Origin of the sequence: Bordetella flabilis (assembly GCF_001676725.1) — a bacterium.
Taxonomy (GTDB): domain Bacteria; phylum Pseudomonadota; class Gammaproteobacteria; order Burkholderiales; family Burkholderiaceae_B; genus Bordetella_C; species Bordetella_C flabilis.
Map to the genome: position 1 here is coordinate 4,363,187 of NZ_CP016172.1, position 20,241 is coordinate 4,383,427.

The 20,241-nt window shown below is 66.2% G+C and carries 25 protein-coding genes; 6 read left to right on the forward strand and 19 right to left on the reverse strand.

From position 1 onward, the window contains the following. Positions 1–17 precede the first annotated feature (17 nt). The 3 genes from dapA to BAU07_RS19370 form a co-directional block, all read right to left on the reverse strand. Positions 18–923, reverse strand: a complete 906-nt coding sequence (dapA, locus tag BAU07_RS19360) for a 4-hydroxy-tetrahydrodipicolinate synthase (protein WP_066661133.1) — start codon at positions 921–923, stop codon at positions 18–20. A gap of 89 nt (positions 924–1,012) precedes the next feature. Beyond that, positions 1,013–1,660: a site-2 protease family protein gene (locus BAU07_RS19365; RefSeq protein WP_066661135.1), complete on the reverse strand. Its 648-nt coding sequence runs from the start codon at positions 1,658–1,660 to the stop codon at positions 1,013–1,015. A gap of 3 nt (positions 1,661–1,663) precedes the next feature. Then, positions 1,664–2,287 (reverse strand): L-threonylcarbamoyladenylate synthase, encoded by a 624-nt coding sequence (locus BAU07_RS19370; RefSeq protein ID WP_066661138.1) that lies wholly within the window; start codon positions 2,285–2,287, stop codon positions 1,664–1,666. 62 nt (positions 2,288–2,349) lie between these two features. On the opposite strand from BAU07_RS19370, the gene ypfJ reads away from it, so the two are divergent. Beyond that, on the forward strand, positions 2,350–3,198 hold the full coding sequence (gene ypfJ, locus BAU07_RS19375; RefSeq protein ID WP_066661140.1) for a KPN_02809 family neutral zinc metallopeptidase: 849 nt from the start codon (positions 2,350–2,352) through the stop codon (positions 3,196–3,198). An 18-nt stretch (positions 3,199–3,216) separates the two neighbouring features. Here the strand turns inward: ypfJ and BAU07_RS19380 are convergent, their stop codons facing one another. Next, positions 3,217–3,711, reverse strand: a complete 495-nt coding sequence (locus BAU07_RS19380; RefSeq protein WP_066661142.1) for an NUDIX domain-containing protein — start codon at positions 3,709–3,711, stop codon at positions 3,217–3,219. Positions 3,712–3,733: 22 nt separating this feature from the next. Further along, positions 3,734–4,009 carry a hypothetical protein gene (locus tag BAU07_RS19385; protein WP_157122351.1) on the reverse strand — a complete coding sequence of 92 codons (276 nt, stop codon included), beginning with the start codon at positions 4,007–4,009 and terminating at the stop codon, positions 3,734–3,736. Positions 4,010–4,272: 263 nt separating this feature from the next. On the opposite strand from BAU07_RS19385, the gene BAU07_RS19390 reads away from it, so the two are divergent. Beyond that, the gene (locus tag BAU07_RS19390) at positions 4,273–4,515 is read left to right on the forward strand and encodes a hypothetical protein (RefSeq protein WP_066661146.1); all 243 of its coding nucleotides are present in this window, start codon (positions 4,273–4,275) and stop codon (positions 4,513–4,515) included. A 43-nt stretch (positions 4,516–4,558) separates the two neighbouring features. Here the strand turns inward: BAU07_RS19390 and BAU07_RS19395 are convergent, their stop codons facing one another. Then, the gene (locus tag BAU07_RS19395; protein ID WP_066661149.1) at positions 4,559–4,807 is read right to left on the reverse strand and encodes a hypothetical protein; all 249 of its coding nucleotides are present in this window, start codon (positions 4,805–4,807) and stop codon (positions 4,559–4,561) included. Positions 4,808–4,964: 157 nt separating this feature from the next. On the opposite strand from BAU07_RS19395, the gene BAU07_RS19400 reads away from it, so the two are divergent. After that, complete coding sequence (locus tag BAU07_RS19400; protein ID WP_066661157.1) at positions 4,965–6,062, forward strand: DUF748 domain-containing protein; 1,098 nt, start codon at positions 4,965–4,967, stop codon at positions 6,060–6,062. 130 nt (positions 6,063–6,192) lie between these two features. Further along, entirely contained in the window at positions 6,193–6,735 is a 543-nt protein-coding gene (locus BAU07_RS19405) for a low affinity iron permease family protein (RefSeq protein WP_066661166.1), read from the forward strand. Positions 6,736–6,808: 73 nt separating this feature from the next. On the opposite strand, the gene BAU07_RS19410 is transcribed toward BAU07_RS19405, so the two are convergent. From BAU07_RS19410 to BAU07_RS19465, 12 genes are all read right to left on the reverse strand, one after another. After that, complete coding sequence (locus BAU07_RS19410; RefSeq protein WP_066661169.1) at positions 6,809–6,997, reverse strand: hypothetical protein; 189 nt, start codon at positions 6,995–6,997, stop codon at positions 6,809–6,811. Positions 6,998–7,133: 136 nt separating this feature from the next. Beyond that, positions 7,134–8,081 (reverse strand): agmatinase, encoded by a 948-nt coding sequence (gene speB / locus BAU07_RS19415; RefSeq protein ID WP_066661173.1) that lies wholly within the window; start codon positions 8,079–8,081, stop codon positions 7,134–7,136. Positions 8,082–8,097: 16 nt separating this feature from the next. After that, positions 8,098–8,727: a cupin domain-containing protein gene (locus tag BAU07_RS19420; protein ID WP_084025876.1), complete on the reverse strand. Its 630-nt coding sequence runs from the start codon at positions 8,725–8,727 to the stop codon at positions 8,098–8,100. 33 nt (positions 8,728–8,760) lie between these two features. Then, a complete protein-coding gene (locus tag BAU07_RS19425) occupies positions 8,761–9,462 on the reverse strand; it encodes a DUF1989 domain-containing protein (RefSeq protein WP_066661175.1) in 702 nt (233 codons plus the stop codon). A gap of 94 nt (positions 9,463–9,556) precedes the next feature. Next, complete coding sequence (locus BAU07_RS19430; RefSeq protein ID WP_198168823.1) at positions 9,557–10,861, reverse strand: M20 family metallo-hydrolase; 1,305 nt, start codon at positions 10,859–10,861, stop codon at positions 9,557–9,559. Further along, entirely contained in the window at positions 10,858–11,700 is an 843-nt protein-coding gene (locus BAU07_RS19435; RefSeq protein ID WP_066661178.1) for an amino acid ABC transporter ATP-binding protein, read from the reverse strand. Before BAU07_RS19435 ends, BAU07_RS19430 begins: the two co-directional genes overlap by 4 nt. Then, positions 11,697–12,359, reverse strand: a complete 663-nt coding sequence (locus tag BAU07_RS19440; protein WP_066661179.1) for an amino acid ABC transporter permease — start codon at positions 12,357–12,359, stop codon at positions 11,697–11,699. The genes BAU07_RS19435 and BAU07_RS19440 overlap by 4 nt, the downstream gene beginning before the upstream one ends. After that, entirely contained in the window at positions 12,356–13,081 is a 726-nt protein-coding gene (locus BAU07_RS19445) for an amino acid ABC transporter permease (protein ID WP_198168824.1), read from the reverse strand. Before BAU07_RS19445 ends, BAU07_RS19440 begins: the two co-directional genes overlap by 4 nt. A 36-nt stretch (positions 13,082–13,117) precedes the next feature. Beyond that, positions 13,118–13,972, reverse strand: coding sequence for a transporter substrate-binding domain-containing protein (locus BAU07_RS19450; protein WP_232338169.1), 855 nt, complete (start codon positions 13,970–13,972; stop codon positions 13,118–13,120). Between the two features lie 203 nt (positions 13,973–14,175). Then, positions 14,176–14,427, reverse strand: coding sequence for a hypothetical protein (locus BAU07_RS19455; protein WP_066661181.1), 252 nt, complete (start codon positions 14,425–14,427; stop codon positions 14,176–14,178). Then, entirely contained in the window at positions 14,405–14,794 is a 390-nt protein-coding gene (locus BAU07_RS19460; protein WP_084025878.1) for a response regulator, read from the reverse strand. The genes BAU07_RS19455 and BAU07_RS19460 overlap by 23 nt, the downstream gene beginning before the upstream one ends. After that, the gene (locus BAU07_RS19465; RefSeq protein ID WP_066661184.1) at positions 14,787–16,610 is read right to left on the reverse strand and encodes a sensor histidine kinase; all 1,824 of its coding nucleotides are present in this window, start codon (positions 16,608–16,610) and stop codon (positions 14,787–14,789) included. The genes BAU07_RS19460 and BAU07_RS19465 overlap by 8 nt, the downstream gene beginning before the upstream one ends. 213 nt (positions 16,611–16,823) lie before the next feature. Between BAU07_RS19465 and BAU07_RS19470 the strand changes: the two genes are divergently transcribed. Then, entirely contained in the window at positions 16,824–17,696 is an 873-nt protein-coding gene (locus tag BAU07_RS19470) for an EamA family transporter (protein WP_066661187.1), read from the forward strand. A gap of 1 nt (position 17,697) precedes the next feature. Here the strand turns inward: BAU07_RS19470 and BAU07_RS19475 are convergent, their stop codons facing one another. Next, the gene (locus BAU07_RS19475) at positions 17,698–18,858 is read right to left on the reverse strand and encodes a hypothetical protein (protein WP_066661191.1); all 1,161 of its coding nucleotides are present in this window, start codon (positions 18,856–18,858) and stop codon (positions 17,698–17,700) included. Between the two features lie 291 nt (positions 18,859–19,149). Here BAU07_RS19475 and BAU07_RS19480 point away from each other — a divergent pair, with 291 nt between their 5' ends. Further along, positions 19,150–20,193 carry an alpha/beta hydrolase family protein gene (locus BAU07_RS19480; RefSeq protein WP_066661194.1) on the forward strand — a complete coding sequence of 348 codons (1,044 nt, stop codon included), beginning with the start codon at positions 19,150–19,152 and terminating at the stop codon, positions 20,191–20,193. Positions 20,194–20,241: the final 48 nt, after the last annotated feature.

Genomic DNA, 20,241 nt, shown 5'->3' on the forward strand with positions numbered 1-20,241 from the left:
ATCCTCATAAATGCTTTTTAGAGCACGCCCGCGTCCCGCAGAGCGGCCTCCACCGTGGCGTGGTGCTGGGTACCGAGCTCCACCAGGGGAAGCCGGTAACCCAGGGACATGCGCCCCATGCGGGACAGGGCCCACTTGACGGGGATGGGGTTGGCCTCGACGAAGAGTGCCTTGTTCAGACGCGCCACACGCGCGTTGAGTTCGCGCACCTTGGGCACGTCCATGGCCAGTGCCGCCGCGCACAGGTCGTGCATGAGACGGGGCGCGACATTCGCGGTGACCGAGATATTGCCGCGCCCGCCGAGCAGCATGAGCGCCGCGGCGGTGGGGTCATCGCCGCTGAACACCTGGAAATCCGCCGGTGCCTCGCGCAGAAGCAGCGCACCCCGGCCGATGTCGCCGGTGGCGTCCTTGATGCCGATGATGCCGGGCACTTGCGCCAGGCGCAGAACCGTCTCGTTGGACATGTCGGCCACGGTGCGGCCCGGCACGTTGTAAAGCACCGTGGGCAGGTCGACGGCTTCGGCGATACGGCGGAAGTGGCGGTACAGCCCTTCCTGGGACGGCTTGTTGTAATAGGGGACGACCGACAGGCCTGCCTGCGCGCCCACGGCCTTGGCGTGCCGCGCCAGGTGTATCGCCTCGTCGGTGGAATTGGCGCCGACACCGGCAATGACGGGGATCCGGCCGGCGGCGTGTTCGACCGCGAGGCGGATCAGCTCCGCATGCTCGTCGATGGACACCGTGGGAGATTCCCCGGTGGTGCCCACGACCACGAGCGCGTCCGTGCCTTCGGCGATATGCCAGTCGACCAGACCGCGGTAGGCGGCATAGTCCAGCGTGCCGTCGGGTTGCATGGGGGTAACCAGGGCCACCATGCTGCCCTGAAAAGTAACGCCAGCGGCGGATGCCGAGGATGCCATGTGCGAGGGGCTCCGGAGCCCGCCAGCGGGGGCTGGCGGACGACTTGATTCTGTAAATCCCGCGAGTTTACCGGATACCGGGGAAAAACCTACAGGAACCACCCTACGATGGTGCTTCCAAGCGCGAAAATCGGCTGCAGGAAGACCCACAGCGCGCCGCTGAAGAGGAGCAGCAGCACGATCATCATGCCGTACGGCTCCATGCGGGAATATTGCCAGGCGAGCCGATGCGGCAGCAGGCTGTACAGCATGCGTCCGCCGTCCAGCGGCAATAGCGGAAGCAGGTTCAACGCCATCAGGACCAGGTTGATCTGCACGCCGGCCGCGGCCATGTCGAACCAGAAGCCTTCCGCCCCGCCGCTCTGGTACACCAGTTTCAGGACGAGGCCCCACAGGATGGCCATGAACAGGTTCGAAGCCGGGCCGGCGGCGGCCACCCACAGCATGTCCTGCTTGGGCCGGCGCAGCCGGCTGAAATCCACGGGCACGGGCTTGGCCCATCCGAACAGGATGCCCGGGCTGCCGAGCAGCTTGGAAGCCAGCAGGATGACCAACGGCACGAGCAGCGTCCCCACCGGGTCGATATGGCGCACCGGATTCAGGCTGACGCGCCCCATCTGGTAGGCCGTGGGGTCGCCGAACATGCGCGCCACATAGCCGTGCGCCGCCTCGTGCAGCGTGATCGCGAAAATGACAGGAATCGCGTAGAGCGCGATCGACTGGATGATGTCGTCCATGAATCAGGCAAGTCCAAGCTTGGCCGGGTCCCCGCGACCGACCCGGATGATCTGCACGTCTTCGGTGAGATCGATGACGGTGGTCGGTTCCTTGGGGCAGGCCCCGCTGTCGACGACCGCGGCCAGCTCGTGCTCGTAGCGCTGGCGGATCTCCTGCGCATCGTTCAGGGCGTCGGTTTCGCCGGCGGGAATCAGTGTGGTCGACAACAGCGGTTCGCCGAACTGTTCCAGCAGGCCAAGGGTGACCGGGTGATCAGGCACGCGCAAGCCGATGGTCTTGCGCGAAGGATGGGAGACACGGCGGGGAACCTCCCGGGTGGCCTCCAGGATAAAGGTGAACGGGCCGGGCGTGGCGGCCTTGAGCAAGCGGTACTGCCGATTGTCGACCCGGGCGAAATGACCGAGCTGGGCGAGGTCCCGGCAGATCAGCGTCAGATGGTGCCGTTCGTCCAGGCCGCGCAAACGGCGCAGGCCGTCCGCGGCGGCCTTGTCGTCGAGCCGGGCGATAACGGCGTAGCTGGAGTCGGTGGGGACGGCGGCCAGGCCGCCGTCGCGCAGCAATTGCGCGGCTTGTTTCAACAAGCGGGCTTGCGGATTCGCGGGATGTACGGAAAAGAATTGCGCCATGCGGCTATCCTAACACCTTGCCAGGGGACATCAGCGGTCCCGGAGCCGGAAGGAGAGACCTCATGCGCATGGACGATTCGCGGGAAAGCGAGAACGTGGAGGACCGTCGCGGGAGCGGCCTGCGCGTGGGGCGCGGCGGCCTGAGCATCGGTGCGGTCGTGCTGGCGCTCGTCGCCATGTACTTCGGCGTCGATCCGGCCGTGGTGCTGCAACTGATGCAAGACCCCGGCACCGTTCAGCAAACGCCGGCTACCGCGCCGCCGGCCGACGATCCGCAGGCGCGCTTCGTGGCCAAGGTTTTGGGCGAAACCGAAGACACCTGGCAGGCGATTTTCCGGGAACATACCAACCGTTCGTACGTGCCGCCCAAGCTGGTCCTTTATACCGGCGCCACGCCCACGGCGTGCGGAACCGGCCGCGCCGCCATGGGGCCTTTCTACTGTCCGACCGACAGCAAGGTCTATCTGGACCTCGGTTTTTTCGACGAGATGCGGCGCCGCTTCCAGGCGCCCGGCGACTTCGCGCAGGCTTATGTCATTGCCCATGAAGTGGGCCATCATGTCCAGCACCTGCTCGGCGTGTCCGAGCGGGTCGCGTCCCTGCAGAGGGAAAATCCGCAACAGGCGAACGCCTTGTCGGTCCGGCTGGAACTGCAGGCGGACTGCTTCGCGGGCCTATGGGCCAAGCGCGCGGACAGCGCCCGCCATATCCTGGAAGCCGGCGACGTCGAGGAAGCCCTGAACGCCGCCAGCGCCATCGGCGACGACCGCCTGCAGAAGCAAAGCCAGGGCTATATCGTGCCGGACGCGTTCACGCATGGTACGTCGGCCCAGCGGGTGCGCTGGTTCAAGCGCGGCCTGCAAAGCGGCGACCCACGCCAATGCGACACCTTCAGCGCCTCGGCCCTTTGATCCATCGACGGCCGTCCATCACAAAAGCTGGAACCCGCCGCCGGCGCGATATCTGAGGAAGGCCTGCACCGTGGCCTGGACGTGCGGCATCATGGCCGGCGGGTCGGCCTGCGGGTGTATCCAGCGCAGTGCCAGCGCCTCCGCGGGATCTGCGCGCATCTCGCCCTGGAATTCCTGGCAATGCAAAAGCAGCGCCTGGTAGTGGCAAATGTCGCCATTGGGCAGGGTCACGGTCTCCACGCGGGGATCGGAAGCATGGCCAAACGGCTGCAGGGCACCGAGCGCCAGCCCCGTTTCTTCCAGCGCTTCCCGGCGGGCCGCCCGTTCGGCGGACTCGCCGATCTCGATATGGCCGCCCGGCAGCCCCCACATGCCGACGAAGTCGGCGCGCGCCTGCATCAGGATGGCGCCGTCCGGACGCTCCAGCACCACGCGCACACAGGGGCACAAGAGGGCCTGCGATCCGAGCTGCGCGCGCAGCCGGCCCAGCGAGGAACGGGCGAAGTCGGTCACGGCGACCTCCGCCGCGCCGTCCTCATGTCGAGGCCAGGCGAACCCCGCACAAGGCGTCGACGATTTCGCGGCCATGCGCCACGGCGGCATGCACGGCTTCCGCCGGGCTGTAGACGTAGCCGCCGTCCACGAAGCGGGGGATGGGGTATTCGTCGCCGTCTTCGGGTTGCATCGATGCCGGGCCTACCCGCACGATCGCCCGGAAGACGGGCCCCCCGCCGTCGGCCGGCGAAGGATGGTCCCGCGCCACCTTGGCGGTGAGGCGGAAACCCTTGTAGATGTCGTTATTTCGATGCACGCGTCCTTCCCCTGAACGATGGGCAGTGCAGCGAGCATACTCGCCCCACATGACATGACGCGGAATATTTTGTAACTCTGATATGACGATATGTTAATGAAAACCCATGGCGGCTCCTCGACCTGAGAGCGGGCCTGGGCGGGCTGCTCCGCTCGCCCGGGCCATAGCGAGGCAACGCAACATCAGCGCGCTGCGGGAACAGGGTTTGCTCCGTTTGCGCTACAGGACCACGAGCACCACGTTCAACTTTTGCGGAGAACAACATGCTGACCGATGCACAACTACAACTGCTCAAAGAAATCCATTCCGGCCATGCCGGCATCGACGAGCGGCAGGCGCAGGCACTGCTCGAGCACGAACTGATCACGCGGCAGCAAGGCGGGGCTGGCTTTGGCGTTACGCCGCAGGGCCGCCATGCGCTGGGCCTGAGGGAAGGCTTCGGCGACGCCATCGTGGACGCAGTCCTGCCCGGCGCGGGGGCACAGCAAGCGGAGGAAAAGCACTGAGGAAGCCGGCGCGCCGCCGCGCCGTGCGAGCCGGCTTCCGCTTTCAGGACTTCAATGCGGCAGCGATTGCGTCCCGCATGCTTTCGAAACCGGCGACATACTGCTGGCTTTCCGACCGCGCCAGCAACCCGGCGTAGTTCTGCTCCAGCCGCGTTTCGATGGCTTCCCGCAGCTGCGGGGTAGTCCTTGCGATGTGCAGCACGCACGTGACGGCCGCCGTCAACGCGCTGATCTGCCCGCCCTGGTGAGCAATGGTCTGGGCGACCAAAGCCAGCTTCTCGTCAGTGTCCATGGGGTGTCCTCGTGTCTAGGGGTGATGGCCATGCGTGGCGCGGCATCCTAACATGGCGCTCCTGCAATCCCGGCGCAGGATCAGCCATTGGAATAGCTTTGCGCCGCGCCCGGGAAACGTCAACATGGCACTCACCGCCCACGGGATCCCAGCCCCTATGAGAAAGGCCGTCAAATTCTTCGTCATACCCGTGCTCGTCGTGGCCGTCGTGGCGGCCGCCGCGCTGCATATCGCTGCGCGCGTGGTCGTATCGCGTATAGAAGACCTGTTGGGCGACCAGGGCACGGCGGCGAGCATCAATGTGGGATGGTCGCAGATCGTGCTGCAAAACGTCGAGGTCGGGGCCCCGCCCGGCTGGCCGACGGGGCATACGCTGCGCGCTGGCCGGGTCACCCTGGACCCCGACTGGCGTGCCTTGCTTTCCGACCGCATCTCCATTCGGCGCGCGGTCGTCAGTGATTACGACTTGTCGGTGCTGCGCACGGCCGACGGAGGGTTGCGCGTCCTGCCCACCTTCAGGGACCGGGCGGATGCCAAGGCGCGGGAAGATGCGCAGGGGACGGACGGCCGCCCCAAGCCGAAACGCGAAACCGATGTGGGCCTGCTGATCCTGCAGAACGGCCGCATGGAGTTCTTCGACGCGGCAGTCGCCAAGCAGCCCTACCGCATTCCCTTCGATAACCTGCACGCCGAGATCGGTCCTTTCCATTCGCCAGCCAACGATCAGCATACGCAGATCAAGGTGCGTGGCGAGATGGTGGGCAAGCAGCGGCGCGGCACCGTCACGGTGGATGGCTGGATCGCCCTGCCCAGCCGCGATGCCGATGTGCGCAACACACTGTCGGGCGGCGACGTCTCGCTGCTCGCGCCCTATCTGCAGAAGCATGCCCCGGCCCTGCTCACCGCCGGGCAAATGGACCTGGACATGACGACGCGGGTCAAGGATCAGCAGTTGAACGCGCAGGGCAAGGTGAGCCTGAAGGATCTGGACTTCAGCAACAGCGGGAGCCTGCGGTCGCTGCCGCGCAAGGCCGTCCTTGCCGCGCTCGAGGATCGCAAGGGCCAGGTGGCCTTCGACTTCACGCTGCAAGGCAGCCTGAAAGACCCGAAATTCTCGCTGTCCGACGATGTCTCCACACGCATCGTGGGCGGTTTCGCCAAGGCCATAGGCGTCAGCGTCGAAGGCGTCGCAGAAGGTGTCGGTTCCGCGGTGAAGGGCTTGGGCGGCGCACTGGGAGACCTGCTGGGGAAGTGAACGGACGCCGCGTCCGCCTTTGCCTTGCCGCTGGGATAGGGGACCTCTCCACCCGGGCGTGCGCATCGGATCCCCGTGGCCGGGCATGAAGCTTGCCATCGATGGATGAGCAGCTTCAAAGGATGCCAGCATGACTACGCCCACAAAAGATGGCGGCGCCCCGCGCCGCGCGCTCCCGCGTCGCAACGGGAACCGGCATGCAGGGCCCCTGCGCATCGCTTTCGACCACTTCGCCGGCAAGGTCACGCAATGGAGCGGATCGCCCTTCGCCTTCGGCATGGCGACCGGCGCGGTGCTGGTGTGGCTGGTCAGCGGCCCCTTCTTTCACTATTCCGAGACCTGGCAACTGGTGATCAATACCGGGACGACGATTGTGACGTTCCTGATGGTCTTCCTGATCCAGCAAAGCCAGAACAAGGACAGCCACGCCATTCACCTGAAGCTGGATGAATTGCTATGGGCGATGGAGGACGCCGACAACAGCCTTGTGGATATCGAGGCGCTGGACGAAGACCAGATCGAAGTCATCGCCCGGCGTTACCAGGACCTCGCCGAGCACGCGCGTTCTACCAAGCAATCCAAGGAAAAGCACCGCAAGCAAGCCCCGGCGCGCGAGCCCGATGCCGACAAGGCGCCCGGCCACCGCTCGCGGGAGGGCGATTCGCGACGGTGATGGGCGGGCAGCCATACGCGGATCCGGCTGCAGAGGCGGCGGACGGGGCGTCCGCCCGCAGCGCGCCGTGGCCTCAGGCCACCCAGCCGCCGTCCGGCGTGGACGGCCGGGGCGTGGGGATGATGCTCTCTTCTTCGGGACCGGGGCGCGCCGGCGGCACCGGCGCGCTCGGGGACGGCGGCTTGCCAGGTCCGGGCGATGACGGCGGCGGCGGGATATCGGGATTTTCGGGCAGGCCGGGCTGGGTTGGATCAATGGGCATGAGTGGCACTCCTGGTTGACGTACGGCAGGAATGCCCGCGCAAGCCGTGTGCCGTGCTACCTGCCGCATGCCCCCACCGCCGCAAAGCGCGGCACAGTCTTCCTGCGGCCCTCTTGACGCCCACCGTCCGCGGCGCTCAGCGCGGCACCCCGGCGTAGCTGCGTGCAAGCAGGCAAAGGCACTCGTACATCAGCGTCGCCGCCAGCAATGCCGTATTTCCGCTGGGATCGTAGGGCGGCGCCACCTCCACCACGTCGGCGCCGCACAGGTTCATGCCGTCCAGGCCGCGTAGCAGGGCCAGCGCCTCGCGCGACGAAATGCCGCCCACTTCCGGCGTTCCCGTCCCCGGCGCATAGACGGGATCCAGGCCGTCGACGTCCACCGACAGATAGGCCGGCCCGTCTCCCACGATACGCCAGGCTTCGCGCACGACTTCGGCCACGCCCATCGCATCGAACTCTTCGATGAAGATCACACGCATCCCGCTCTCCAGCGAATAGCGCCACCCCTCGTCGGAATTCTGGGCGCCGCGGATGCCGATCTGGACGGTGCGCCGGGGATCCAGCAGCCCCGCCTCGACGGCGCGGCGAAAGGGCGAGCCGTGGCTGAATTTGGAACCGACGAAGTGGTCCCAGGTGTCCGTGTGCGCGTCGATATGCACCATACCCAGGGGAACACGGGGTACGAGCGCCTGGAAGATGGGAAAGGTGATGGAGTGGTCGCCGCCCGCGACCAGGGTCTTCTTGCCGGCGGCGAAGATGGGCTCGAAAAAGCGCCGGATATCGGCATGCGCATTCTCCAGATGGAACACATCCGTGAATGGCACGTCGCCCATGTCACCTACCCGGCAGGCCTTGAACGGATTGAAGCGGGTGACATGGTGGATCGCGCGCGTCATCGACGACATATTGCGGATTTCGCGCGGGCCGAAGCGCGCACCCGGGCGCGCGGTGACGCCGCCGTCGAAGGGCACGCCGACAATCGCGATATCGAGTTCCCGCGGGTCGGTCGCCTGCGGCACGCGCATGAAGGTCGGGATGCCGCTGTAGCGGGGCATCTCCAGCATCGAAGTGTCGGTGGTCATGTAAATCCGTCAGGAATCAGAACGTCGCCGGCGTGTTGACCCAGAGCACCCGGGTCACCGTGCGTCCGGGATTGCGGTAGCTATGGGGTACGTCGCTGGAGAAATAAAAGGAATCGCCGGCGCACAGCCGGTAGACATCCTCGCGCAGGCGCAGCTCGAATTCGCCTTCGATCACATAGCCCATTTCCTCGCCCGCGTGGGCGATCTGCTCCAGGCTTTCGGCTTGCGGCGCCAGGACGTGGATGTCCGCCTGCAGAAGCTGGCCGCGCATGGGAACGATGACACGCTCGAGCTGCACGCCGCCCTTTCCCCGCCGCGGTCCGTTGGTGAAGGCGATGACGGGCCGGTCCGCCGCGCGCGTTACGGGGGACCGCGGCGGCGCATGGGCGACCGTGAGCTCCGCCACGTTGGTTTCCAGCGCCCGCGCCAGGCGATGCAGCGTCGCCAGCGAAGGCATGGCCTGGCCGCGCTCCACACGCGACAGCAGGCTTTCGGAACATTCCGCCGTGCGGGCCAGCGCCTTCAGTGTCATGCCGCGCACCATGCGGGCATGTTTCAGGCGCGGTCCCAGGGCCGCCAACCCGCTTTCGGGGACTTCTTCCACAACGGCGGGCGGGGCGGACGGTTCGATTCTCTTCTTTGCCATAGGGGATCGCTCGGACCATCGCGGTCGTGCGCTTCAGGCCCCGGCCATCACGGTGAAGTGCACTTCGACGGGGCGATTGTCGTTGATGGGAATGATGTCCTGCGGGCACGCCGACATGACGACCACGCAATCCATATCGGCGCGCAGGTCGACATAGTCGCCGGCCTTGGATACCGGCGGCAGCCAGTCTACGCCACCGTCCGGCCCCACGGGAATATTCATCCATAGATTCAAGGGCTGCGGCACTTCACGGGCTCGCAGCCCGATCGCCTTGAGCGCCATGCGCAGGTTGTCCGCGCAGTTGTCGTGATAGTCCTTTACGCCCAGGTTCTGGTAGCGGTAGGCGTCGCACGCCGCCATCAGGGTGTCATGCACACCCGGGGAGGTATCGGCGAGCAGCGTCATGATGGGCCGGCGGCGGTTGCTCGCCAGCGGATCTCCGACCTTTGGGATGATGCGATCGATGACGGCGCGCGCGTGCTCCATGGACATGAACTCGCTCAGGTCGTCCGCCTTGAACGCCCAGGTATCGCACACCTGCGTGCCGTGTGTATTGTGGATGCGGATGACCTGGCCCTTGGCGAGGCGGACTGCCCTCCCCTGGCGCGCCGGCACCTGGTAGCGCTGGCCCGGCACGGGAGTTCCGTCGGGCGAGATGGGCGCATTGACGGTGTCATTCATACCGACCGGCTCGCCGTTGTCCGGCACCTGTAGGGGGGTTTGCGTTTGCATCATGGGTTCCTTGCTTGTCAAGATGGTGGGACGGAAGTCGTAAAGGAAATCGGGCGGTAAGGGGTTCGGTCGGTGGACGGCTCGGGCCGTGAAAGACTCAGGCGACCGGTTCCGCCAGCGCCGTCAGGCAGCACGCCAACGCGCGGGTGCAGGCCGCCAGGTCGGCGATGGCAGTGTCCTCGTCCGGGTGATGGCTGATACCGTCCCTGCTGGGCGCGAACAGCATGGCGGTCGGGCAGAAACCGGCCAGCGGCATGGCATCGTGGAAGGCGCCGGACACCATGTCGCGATGACGCAGATGGAGCGCCGTGCAGGCATGCCGGGCCAGGTCCACGAGGCGGGTGTCGAACGGCGTGGTGGGCTTGTCCTGCAGCATCCGCATGGCCGCGCCAGCGGGCAAGGCGCGTTCGACGCGCGCCACGAACGCGTCCAGGGCCGCGGCCTCGGGGTGGCGCACGTCCACGGTAAACACAATCCGATCGGCAACGGTATTGATCGAACCTGGCGCGCACTCCCAGCGCCCTATCGTCACGCGCAGCCTTTCGTCGCCGCAATCGGCCGCGTGCGTCAGCAGGGTATGCGCCAATGCGATGGCCTTGGCCTGGGCGTCGTCACGCGCCCGCAGCGGGGTGGTTCCGGCGTGGGCGCTGCGACCGTTGACGACGATATGCAGCCAGCGCACACCTTGTATGGCCACGACACAGCCCACCTGCATTCCCTCCGCCTCGAGCACCGGCCCCTGCTCGATGTGCGCCTCGATATAGGCATGCACCGGCCGCGCCAGCGGGGCGTCGAAGCAGGTCCATGCGCCGGCGTGCGCGGCGTTCCGGAAATCCGCCACCGCGGCATCGCGCGCCGCCCGGAAGTCGATTCCCTCGGCGTCCTCCACCTGCAGGAAGGCGGCAAGACGCGAGGGGTCGGTATAGGCGACCGAGCCCATCAGGCCGGGTGCGTAGCGCGAGCCTTCTTCGTTCGTCCACATCACGACGTCGATGGGCCTGCGCGTGCGTACGCCCAGGCCGTCCAGCGCCTGCAGGACTTCCAGTCCCGCCACCACGCCGAAGCTGCCGTCCAGCCACCCGCCCAAAGGCTGCGTGTCCACATGGCTGCCCGTCAGCACAGGGGACGCACCGGGCTCCGCCCCTTGCCGGCGTATGTGGATATTGGCCGCGTCATCGATGGCGACGGCGTAGCCAGGGCGATCGCCAAAAACCGATAGCAGCGCGCGGCGCGCGGCCAGTTCCTCGGCTGTCAAGGCCTGGCGCGCCACGCCGCCGGTCCGCACCGCACCATGCCGTGCCAAAGACCTCAGCGCGTCGTGCAGGCGGCGCTCGTCCACCGTCCGCGCGACGTCGGCCGCGCGACCATCGGCCAGCGCCACGAATGCGCCATGGCTGTTCACGATAGCGCCCCCTGCTGAGCGACACCGTTCAGGCTGCGCCTTATCCACGGTTGCAGGAACGTCCGGATGCGCGGATGTTCAGGCCGATAAATAATCTGTTCCGGTGAACCCGTGGCGATGATGCGGCCTTTCTCCATGAAGACGACGCGGTCCGAGACCTCGGCGGCGAAGCTCATTTCGTGCGTCACCATCACCATGGTCATGCCGTCGCGCGACAGGCTCTTGATGACTTCCAACACCTCGTCCACCAGTTCCGGATCGAGCGCCGAGGTCGGCTCGTCGAGCAACATGACATCCGGATGGATGGCCAGCGCGCGCGCGATGCCCACGCGCTGCTGCTGGCCGCCGCTGAGCGCCGGCGGCAGCGCATCGGCCTTGGCCGACATCCCTACCCTGGCCAGCGCATCCTGCGCGGCCTTGCGCGCGCGGTCCGCGCGCATGCCCTTGGCGAGCGTGAGCGGGGCCATGACGTTGGCCAGCACCGTCATATGCGGCCACAGGTTGAATTGCTGGAACACCATGGCGACGGCGGCGCGCACCTCCGCGATGACGCGATCGCTTTCGCGCACCCGCGCGCCGTCGGGCGTCACGCGATACCCCAGCAGCGCGCCGCGGATACGGACCTCGCCCCGGTCGTAGGCCTCGAGAAAATTCATGCAGCGCAGTAGCGTGGTCTTGCCCGAGCCCGAGGGGCCGATCAGGGTGACGACTTCGCCGGCGCGCACGTCGAGGTCGATGTCGGCCAGCACCGGGGTGCCGTCGAACGACTTCCCCACGCCGCGCAAGGCGATCATGGGCACGCTTTCATTGACGGCCAGGGTGTAATGGGTAGTGCTCATGGCGTTCCTCGCGTCAATGCGACACGCCGGCGCAGACGCTTGGCCAGGCGATTGATCAGGGTGGCAAGGGCCCAGTAGCTCAGCGCCAGCAACAGGTAGGGCTCGACGTAAACGAACTGCTCGGACACGACCTTGCCGGCGGTCATCGTCAACTCCGGATAGGTGATGACCGACGCCAGCGCCGATTCCTTCATCAACAGAATCGCCTGGTTGGCCAGCAGCGGCAGGCTGGCGCGCAGCGCCTGCGGACATTCGATGTGCAGGAACACCTGCCGGCGCGACAGCCCCATGCAGCGGGCGGCCTCGATCTGCCCGCGCGGAATGCTTTGCCAACAGGCTCGAAATATCTCGGCGATGTAGGCGCCGCCGTAGACGGCCAGGGTCAACGCTGCCGCCGCGAAGGGGTCCAGGCGCAAGCCCACCGCGGGCAGGCCGAAATAGACGATGAACAGATGGATCAGGAAGGGCACGCCGCGCCATATCGCGGTGTAGGCCCAATACAGCGCGGCGAGCGAGCGCAGCCCCGTCTCGCGTATCAGGTTCATGGCGAAACCCAGCGCGAGCCCGCCGGCAAGCCCGAGCACCACGAGGGCCACCGTCCGCAGCAGCGCCTGGCCGAACAGCGGCAACAGGTCCAGGATCAGGGAAAAGTCGATCATGTCTTGTTGATCGCCACGCGCGTCGTCACGCCGGCGCTGGCACGCCGGCCGGTACGCAAGCGCGCGCCTATCCACGAGCCCAGCGCGAAAATCAGCGCGGTCATGACCAAATAGGAGAGGCCCGTCGTCATATACACCTCGAGCGGACGATAGTTGCCCGCGACGATCTGCCGCGCGCCGCGGGCCAGGTCGCTCACCGCGATGACGGACACGATGGCGGAGTTCTTGACCACATCGATCGCCTCCGACACCACCGCCGGCCATACCGCGCGCGCCAGTTGAGGCAACTGCACGTAATGGAAAACATGGCGTGGGGCGATGCCGAAGGACAAGGCCGCCTCGACCTGGCCCGCCGGCACGGCCGCCAGGCCGGCGCGCAGGATTTCGCATTGGAACGCCGCCGAGTTCAAGCCCATGGCGAGCATCGCCACCCAGAGCGGGGGCAGGTCCATGCCGGCCGCGCTCGGCAGGTAGAACATCATCAGCAGTTGCACCAGCAGCGGGGTGCCGCGGAAGAAGCTCACATAGAGCGCCACCAATCCCGGCAGTACGCCGCGTCCGCCCCGGGTCTGGGACATGCCCAGCAATGCCGCGCCCAGGAAAAAACCGCTCAGGATGGCGACCAGCGACACCAGCACGGTATAGCCGGCGCCGTGCAGCAGCACGGGCAGGTACGCGGTGAGGCGTTCAGGCAGGGTCGTGGCATTCATGGTGGCATTCATGGCGGCATTCCGGGGCGCGGACGTCAGGCGCGCGGCCTACAGCTCAGGCGCCGGCACGTGGTCGGTCGGCACATCCATCGTGAAGCCGAACCACTTCATCTGCAGCGCCTTCAATTCCCCGCTTTTCTCCGCGCGGGCGATACCGTCGCTGAAGAACTTGACCAGGGCGGCACTGTCCGCGTCCTTGCGGCCAACCCAGCCGAAATAGGTCTTGGGACCGATGGGTCCATCGACGACCGCGTAGACATCGCCACGCGTCTTGACCAGGGTGGACAGGTTGGACAGCGACTGCGCCACCGCGTCGAGGCGGCCGGCGGCCAGGTCGGCATAGGCCTCGTCGAAGCTGACGTACTCCCGTATGGTGACTGCCGGCTTGCCGTCGGCCTTCAGTTTGGCGGCATAGTCCTGGAGCGCCTTCAACTGCGCCGATCCGGCCTGCGACCCGACCGTCTTGCCGGCGATACCGGCGGGCTCCGTCAAACCGTTATCCCGCTTGAGCTTGACAAGGGCGGTGGTCGCATCCGCGATCGGCACCGTGAAGGCGAACTTCGCGGCACGATCCTTCGTCATGGTCACCGAGGTAACGACGAAGTCGAAACGCTTGGTGGCAAGCCCCGGCAGAATGCCCTGGAATGGCAGGTCGAACTGCTTGACGGTCACACCGGGCAGGTCCGCCAGGATGTACCGCATAAGGTCGGGGCCATAACCCACGATCTTGCCGTCCTGCAGGTATTCGAAGGGCGTGAACTGCGCCTCCGTACCGATGACGATTTCCTTCTTGCTCTTGATGGTGTCGAGCAGGTCGGCGCTATGCGCCGCGCCGGCCACCATCAAAGCGAACAGTCCAGCGATAACCCGGCGTAGCAGCATGACATTCCCCTTGGCTTTCATGGATCGACGCCGCCGGGCCTATGCCGGCGCGCGTAAGTTACATGCGTTTCATGCAAGTCACTTGCATAGAAAGCAAGCAATATGCATGCCAAGAGAAAAACCTGGGGGAAGCGCCGCGCAGCCCACGACCGGCGGCTGCCGCGGCACAGGCATGGTGCGCCGGATGGTGCATCCGCACGAAATCGTGCTGGGACGGCAAGGGACTATCGGCGCGGCAGCCCGTCGATGTGGGCCCTGGCTCGCGCCACGGCGGCCTGGTATGCGGCGTCTTCGTCCAGGTAGACATACTGCGCGCGCTTGCACAGGAACACCGGCTCGCCGGCCGCGCCATCGGGCCCCGTGGCGGCAATGGCGATGGTGGTCATGTAGACCCCGGTATCCGATTCAGCCGCGGGCTGGCGAATCTCGATGGTGACCCGCCAACCGCGGTACTCAAACGCTTCGGCGTCGCGCATCGGGCGCCTCGCGCAGCACGGATACCAGGGTGCGCTTCAACTCGTCGAAGGCGAAGGGCTTGGCCAATACGGGATAGACCCTCATTTCCTCGGGTATGCCGGCCATGCCGTAGCCCGTGCTGAATACGATGGGGATGCCGCGGGTGGCGAGCGTGGATGCCAGCGGGAATACCTGTTCACCACTGACGTTCACATCCAGGATGGCGACGTCGAACACCGTGGACGCCACCACGTCGAAGGCTTGCGCCAGATGGGCCACCGAAGCAACGAGTTCGCAACCGAGCTCCTCCAGCATGTCTTCGATCAGCATCGCGACGCCGGTCTCGTCTTCCACCAGGAACACGCGCGAACCGATTAATTCACTCATGGGCGACCAACTGGGCATGGGGAATGGACATCCGGCAGCGCACGCCTCGGGTATCGAATCGCAGATCGCAGCGGCCCCCGAGGTCGCGGTCGATACAGCGTTCCAGCAGGACTGTGCCGAAGCCGCGACGCGGGGGAACCGCGACGGGAGGGCCGCCTTCCTCCACCCAGTCGAGACGCATCGTGGCTGCCCCATCTTCCGGCATCTCCCAGTGGACCGAAATGGAGCCGTGGGGCACGGAGAGCGCTCCGTACTTTGCCGCATTGGTGACAAGCTCGTTCAGCGCCATGGCCAGGCTCAATGCGGCGCGGGGATTCAGATCCAGGGCGGGCCCTTGGGCCCTTACCCTGCCGTCCGTATCGGCGTAGGGCGCAACGATATCCTGGACAAGGCTCTGCATCGCCACGGCGACCCAGTAGCGCCGGCTCAGCAGGTCATGCGCCCGGGCCAGCGCCAGGATTCTCGCATCGAAGGTCGCGCCGAATTCCTGCAGGTTGTTCGCATGGCGCGCGCTGCGCCGTGCCAAGGACTGCACGGTGGCCAAGGTATTCTTGACACGGTGGTTCAGCTCATCGATGAGGGCTTTCTGCCGCGCCTCCGCCTGCTTGTGGGAAGAGATGTCCACCAGCATATTGACGGCGCCCACCAGCTGCCCTTCGGCATTGCGCAAGGGCGTCGGATACGCCATGAAAGGCACGCGGCTGCCGTCCGGGCGCTCGGCGATCGCCTGGCCGCCGCGTACGATACGCCCTTCTTTCAGGCAGACGGCCATGGGGCATTCGTCATGCGGCAGGGGCGTCCCGTCGGGATGATACAGCCGCCAGGACACGCACCATTCGTCGCCCAATGCGGGGCGCCGGCCTGCCAGTTCGATGGCGGCGTCGTTATAGAAGGTGATGCGGCCCTGCGCGTCCGTGGTGTAAACCGCCGCGGGCAAGGCCTGCAGCAATTCACGCAGGCGACGCTCGCTGGCTTCGATGTCGTCCTGCATCTGCTGCCGGGCGATTTCAGCCTTGCGCAGGTCTGTCACGTCCAGCGTGAAACATCGGGTATGCATCAGGCCCTTGTCGTCGACGCGGCCATTGGACGTGATAAGTACGTCGCGGATGGAGCCGTCCTTGGCGCGCAGGCGCGCGGGATAGCGTTCCAGCGTTTCCGCCTTGGACAGACGGTCGATTAGATCGGCGAGAACGTCGGCATCCGCGTGGAAATCCCCGATCTGCCGGCCTATGTATTCCTCCGGCGCGTATCCGAGCATATCCAGTTCGGCCTTGTTGGCACGCAAAATGATGCCATCGCCGCTGACGATATGCAGGCCGACCGCACTGTTTTCGAAGAAGTCCTCCAGGCTTTCCTTCTGGCGCGCCAGCTCTGCTTCGATGGCCTTGCGTACAGAAATATCCTGGAAACAATTGATGGCGCCCTGTACCTCGCCCTGCGCATCCCGCAACGCCCGGATGTTGACCAGCGCAGTCAGGCGGGAGCCATCCGGGCGTTCTATCACGATCTCCGCGTTGCGCGTGGAGGCGCCGTCCTGGATGGCCTTCGCCATGGGGCACTCGCTGCGGGGCAGCAGCGTGCCGTCCGGCAGGTACAGGCGATGAGATCCGCAAAAATATTCCCTGGGCGGGTCGACGTCGGGCTGACGGCCCCACAGGGCCGCCGCTTCGATGTTGTAGCAAACCACCAGGCCCTCGCTATCGCAAAGATAAACCGCCCCTGGAATGGCATCGAGCGCAACAGACCCTGCGGCCAACAGCGCCTCGAACTCCGTCATGCGCCGCGGCGCGGCATACGTTTCCTGCAAACTGGACATGGTCTACCGTCGGCTCTCTTAGAACGTGCGGTGGCTGACTGAATCAAGGGCCAGCTTATCATTGGGCAGAACCGGTGGTCCACCGTCAGAACCCGACCATTGTCCGCCTGTTTTGCGGTTTTTCCAGTCCGCAGCCGTTACGGGACAATACGCAATTTCATCGGCGTGTTCCGGCCCGCACCGCGGGTGCGTCCATCTCGCCACGGAGTCTACATGTCGCCCAGGGACCTTGCCCTTGCATCCATCGTCATCCTCGTATGGGGGATGAACTTCGTCGTCATCAGGATGGGACTGAATGGCATCCCGCCCATGCTGCTCGGCGGGCTGCGCTTCACGCTGGCTGCCCTGCCCGCCGTCTTCTTCGTCAAGCGGCCCGCCATCGCCACGCGCTGGCTGGTCGCGTATGGCGCGACCATATCCCTGGGACAGTTCGCCTTCCTGTTTACCGCGATGTCGGTGGGCATGCCGGCTGGCCTGGCATCGCTGGTATTGCAGGCGCAGGCCTTCTTTACCGTGGCGCTGGGGGCGCTACTCCTGCACGAGCGCTTCCGTTTCCATAACGCGGCGGGACTGGCGATCGCGGCGGGCGGTCTGGCCCTGATCGGCGAACAGGGCGGCGGCGCGATGACGATGGCGGGCTTCGCACTGACCTTGTGCGCGGCGCTGATGTGGGCGCTGGGGAATATCGTGACCAAGAAGGCCGGCAAGGCGGACATGCTGGGCCTGGTGGTATGGGGCAGCCTGATCCCGCCGCTGCCTTTCTTCGCCTTGTCGTGGTGGCTGGAAGGGCCCGAGCGCATCGCGGGGGCGCTGGGGTCCCTGGGCGGCAGTTCTATATTCGCGGTGCTCTACCTGTCGTTTATCGCGACGCTGGTGGGCTATGGCTTGTGGGCACGGCTGATGTCGCGCTATCCGGCCGCCCAGGTCGCGCCCTTTTCCTTGCTGATACCGGTTATCGGCCTGGCGGCAGCGGCAGCGATCCTGGACGAAGCGCTGTCGCTGCCGCAGTTGCTCGGTGCGCTGCTCGTGATGGCGGGGCTGCTCGTCAACGCCTTTGGCGGACGTCGGCGGACGCAGCCCGCCTGATTCACTTGCCTATGTTACGCAACAATGCATCGGCGTCCGAAGGCACGCGCCGATGTCCGCTGCGGTTGCGGTCCCGTTGCAACCCCGGCTCTCCGGACGAATCCGGGCTCGTCGGGGTGGTCGGGGCCGGTGCGGTGGCGGGGATGGCAGCACTTCCCGCATTGCCTCCGTTCACCACCGTGGCGGTGCTGACCGAGTCGGTGGACGCAGTCGGCCGCAGCGAGGCAACCGTCGCGCTGCGGCGCTTCCTTGAAGATTCGGATGCCGTCGCATCGGGATCCTGCCTGGTGGCGTTATTCGGCCGGACGCGACGGACAAGGTCGCGCAGCCCCGGCAGCCCTCGCAGCCAGCGCAGGCTGCCCCGTGCCCAACGGACCAGGCGCGACTGCCGCGCAACAGTCTGCGACGGTGGCGGATCGGATTGCGTGACCGCATCGATTTGCGTGGCCAAGGCGGCGCCTGGATCGGCGGGTGTGGACGGCGACGTCCTGGCGCTCGCGGTGACCGGATCCTGGCCGTAAGGACCAGGCAAGGCCGAAATGTCCGGAAGGCTGGTGGGCCGCGGGTCGACCACCCGTATCGTGGAAACGCTGGCACGATGCAGTGCCAGCGCCGGTGGATAGGTCTCGTCCACGCTTTTGCTTTTCGACACAGCGCTGCCGGTTTTCGCCGGATCGTCCCCGCCGTTCAACTCCGTACGGAACCGCGCCTGGAGTTGCACGGGATCGAGCGGCTCCCCCGACGTGCCGGCGAGGCGCACCAGGGTATTGCGCACGCTGATCAGGTCCCAGAACACGGCGGGCGCATGCTGGGTTTCGGGCGGCACGCCGACTTCCGCGGCATGCTGACGGACGGCGTCCGCGGGAAGGCGCCACACCGGCGTCCCTTCGACCGCTTCGTCCAGGGGCTTGGCGTCGCCGGCGCGCAGGTCTATCACGGGAACATGTCCGCCCTGGGCCAGGCCCCGCAGCTCCATCAGGAGATGCCGGCCGGCCGGGGCCGTATCCATGACCCGCAACAGGTCAAGCACCTTGTCGCGATGCGGCTTGGCGGCGTCCGAGAGATAGGCAGTCAGCAAGCCGTCCAGGTCGTCCCGGACCGGACGGGGCGGAATCGGCGGGCGGTCCGGTGGGGTGGTGGGGGTGGTCGCAGGTATGTGCATGGTGTCTCCTCCGTACAGTCGGAGGGCGGATCGCCCTCGGGACAGGTACGTGGATGGCCACGTCCATGCGTTCCCGATTCCGGTCGGCAATTTCCCCGTATCGCGGAGGACTGGAGGGCCAATCTGACGCTAAGGCGGCAGTCAACCGACGCGCTCTACACTGCGCGGGCACTTCGGCGGTGCGGCAGCGCCCTCATCGCCCAAGCCAGCACGCGGCGGCCGTCGCCACCGCCGATGGCCTTCCCGGGCCGGCGCCACCGTGTCCGGTACCCTTCCATAACAGGAGACGCGATGTTTTCCTTCCGTGCCTTACCGCTGCTTCTCGCCCTGCTTTGGGCCGCCATGATTTCCAGCCCCAATGCCCTGGCCCAGCCCGCCCCTGAAGCGCCCCTGACGATTGCGAAGCAAGGCAGCTTCTTCATCGGCGGGCGCAATGTGCATTCCGATACCTTGTCCACCTTGCCCGCCTATGACGCATCCGGCACCATCACCGTGGACCAGATGTATGTCCACTACCAGGTTCCTCTACATCCCCGGCGCTATCCCATCACGTTGATCCACGGCTGCTGCCTGACGGGCAAGACTTGGGAGACGACGCCGGACGGCCGGATGGGCTGGGACGAATACTTCCTGCGCAAGGGCTATTCGACCTATGTGATCGACCAGGTTTCGCGTGGGCGCTCGGCGGCCGACCCTTCCGCCATCAACGCGGTCAAGACTGGGAAAATGCCGGCGGACAAACTGCCGCCGGTCTTTTCCGCGTCGCATGAAGGGGCGTGGAAAATATTCCGCTTCGGCCCCGAGTATCCGAAGGTCTTCGCGGGAATGCAGTTCCCTCTGCAGGCCCAGGACGAGTTCTGGAAGCAGATGGTGCCGGACTGGCTTGCCGCGCTGCCGACACCCAACCCTACGGTTGCGAACCTGTCGCAACTGGCGGTGCGCCTGAAGGGAACCATCCTGATGAGCCACTCCCAATCCGGCATCTACCCGTTCCAGACGGCGGCGCTTAGCACCGATGGCATCGCCGCCATTATTTCCATCGAACCCGGCGCCTGCCCCGACGCGGCCGGCGACTTGAAGCCGTACCTGAAGATGCCCATCCTGGTGCTGTTCGGGGACTACGTCGAGCAGTCGCAGCGCTGGGCGCCGCGGCTCACGCAATGCCGTGCCTTCGTCGAGGCGGTAAATAAAGCCGGTGGCAAGAGCGAACTGGTGGAACTGCCGAAGATCGGCATACACGGCAACTCGCACATGATGATGCAGGACAAGAACAGCCTGCAGGTCGCGGATTGGCTGCTCGGGTGGATCAATCACCACGTGGGGCAGCAATCCTAGCGTGCCGCCCGGCATGGCGGGCGGAGCTCCGTGCCCGCCCCGCCATGG

What these genes read in the sequence shown, in the direction of transcription:
- dapA (WP_066661133.1), bottom strand. Translation starts at nt 923, where the DNA reads ATGGCATCCTCGGCATCCGCCGCTGGCGTTACTTTTCAGGGCAGCATG.
- BAU07_RS19365 (WP_066661135.1), bottom strand. Translation starts at nt 1,660, where the DNA reads ATGGACGACATCATCCAGTCGATCGCGCTCTACGCGATTCCTGTCATT.
- BAU07_RS19370 (WP_066661138.1), bottom strand. Translation starts at nt 2,287, where the DNA reads ATGGCGCAATTCTTTTCCGTACATCCCGCGAATCCGCAAGCCCGCTTG.
- ypfJ (WP_066661140.1), top strand. Translation starts at nt 2,350, where the DNA reads ATGCGCATGGACGATTCGCGGGAAAGCGAGAACGTGGAGGACCGTCGC.
- BAU07_RS19390 (WP_066661146.1), top strand. Translation starts at nt 4,273, where the DNA reads ATGCTGACCGATGCACAACTACAACTGCTCAAAGAAATCCATTCCGGC.
- BAU07_RS19395 (WP_066661149.1), bottom strand. Translation starts at nt 4,807, where the DNA reads ATGGACACTGACGAGAAGCTGGCTTTGGTCGCCCAGACCATTGCTCAC.
- BAU07_RS19400 (WP_066661157.1), top strand. Translation starts at nt 4,965, where the DNA reads ATGAGAAAGGCCGTCAAATTCTTCGTCATACCCGTGCTCGTCGTGGCC.
- BAU07_RS19405 (WP_066661166.1), top strand. Translation starts at nt 6,193, where the DNA reads ATGACTACGCCCACAAAAGATGGCGGCGCCCCGCGCCGCGCGCTCCCG.
- BAU07_RS19410 (WP_066661169.1), bottom strand. Translation starts at nt 6,997, where the DNA reads ATGCCCATTGATCCAACCCAGCCCGGCCTGCCCGAAAATCCCGATATC.
- speB (WP_066661173.1), bottom strand. Translation starts at nt 8,081, where the DNA reads ATGACCACCGACACTTCGATGCTGGAGATGCCCCGCTACAGCGGCATC.
- BAU07_RS19420 (WP_084025876.1), bottom strand. Translation starts at nt 8,727, where the DNA reads ATGGCAAAGAAGAGAATCGAACCGTCCGCCCCGCCCGCCGTTGTGGAA.
- BAU07_RS19425 (WP_066661175.1), bottom strand. Translation starts at nt 9,462, where the DNA reads ATGATGCAAACGCAAACCCCCCTACAGGTGCCGGACAACGGCGAGCCG.
- BAU07_RS19435 (WP_066661178.1), bottom strand. Translation starts at nt 11,700, where the DNA reads ATGAGCACTACCCATTACACCCTGGCCGTCAATGAAAGCGTGCCCATG.
- BAU07_RS19440 (WP_066661179.1), bottom strand. Translation starts at nt 12,359, where the DNA reads ATGATCGACTTTTCCCTGATCCTGGACCTGTTGCCGCTGTTCGGCCAG.
- BAU07_RS19445 (WP_198168824.1), bottom strand. Translation starts at nt 13,081, where the DNA reads ATGAATGCCACCATGAATGCCACGACCCTGCCTGAACGCCTCACCGCG.
- BAU07_RS19450 (WP_232338169.1), bottom strand. Translation starts at nt 13,972, where the DNA reads ATGAAAGCCAAGGGGAATGTCATGCTGCTACGCCGGGTTATCGCTGGA.
- BAU07_RS19455 (WP_066661181.1), bottom strand. Translation starts at nt 14,427, where the DNA reads ATGCGCGACGCCGAAGCGTTTGAGTACCGCGGTTGGCGGGTCACCATC.
- BAU07_RS19460 (WP_084025878.1), bottom strand. Translation starts at nt 14,794, where the DNA reads ATGAGTGAATTAATCGGTTCGCGCGTGTTCCTGGTGGAAGACGAGACC.
- BAU07_RS19465 (WP_066661184.1), bottom strand. Translation starts at nt 16,610, where the DNA reads ATGTCCAGTTTGCAGGAAACGTATGCCGCGCCGCGGCGCATGACGGAG.
- BAU07_RS19470 (WP_066661187.1), top strand. Translation starts at nt 16,824, where the DNA reads ATGTCGCCCAGGGACCTTGCCCTTGCATCCATCGTCATCCTCGTATGG.
- BAU07_RS19475 (WP_066661191.1), bottom strand. Translation starts at nt 18,858, where the DNA reads ATGCACATACCTGCGACCACCCCCACCACCCCACCGGACCGCCCGCCG.
- BAU07_RS19480 (WP_066661194.1), top strand. Translation starts at nt 19,150, where the DNA reads ATGTTTTCCTTCCGTGCCTTACCGCTGCTTCTCGCCCTGCTTTGGGCC.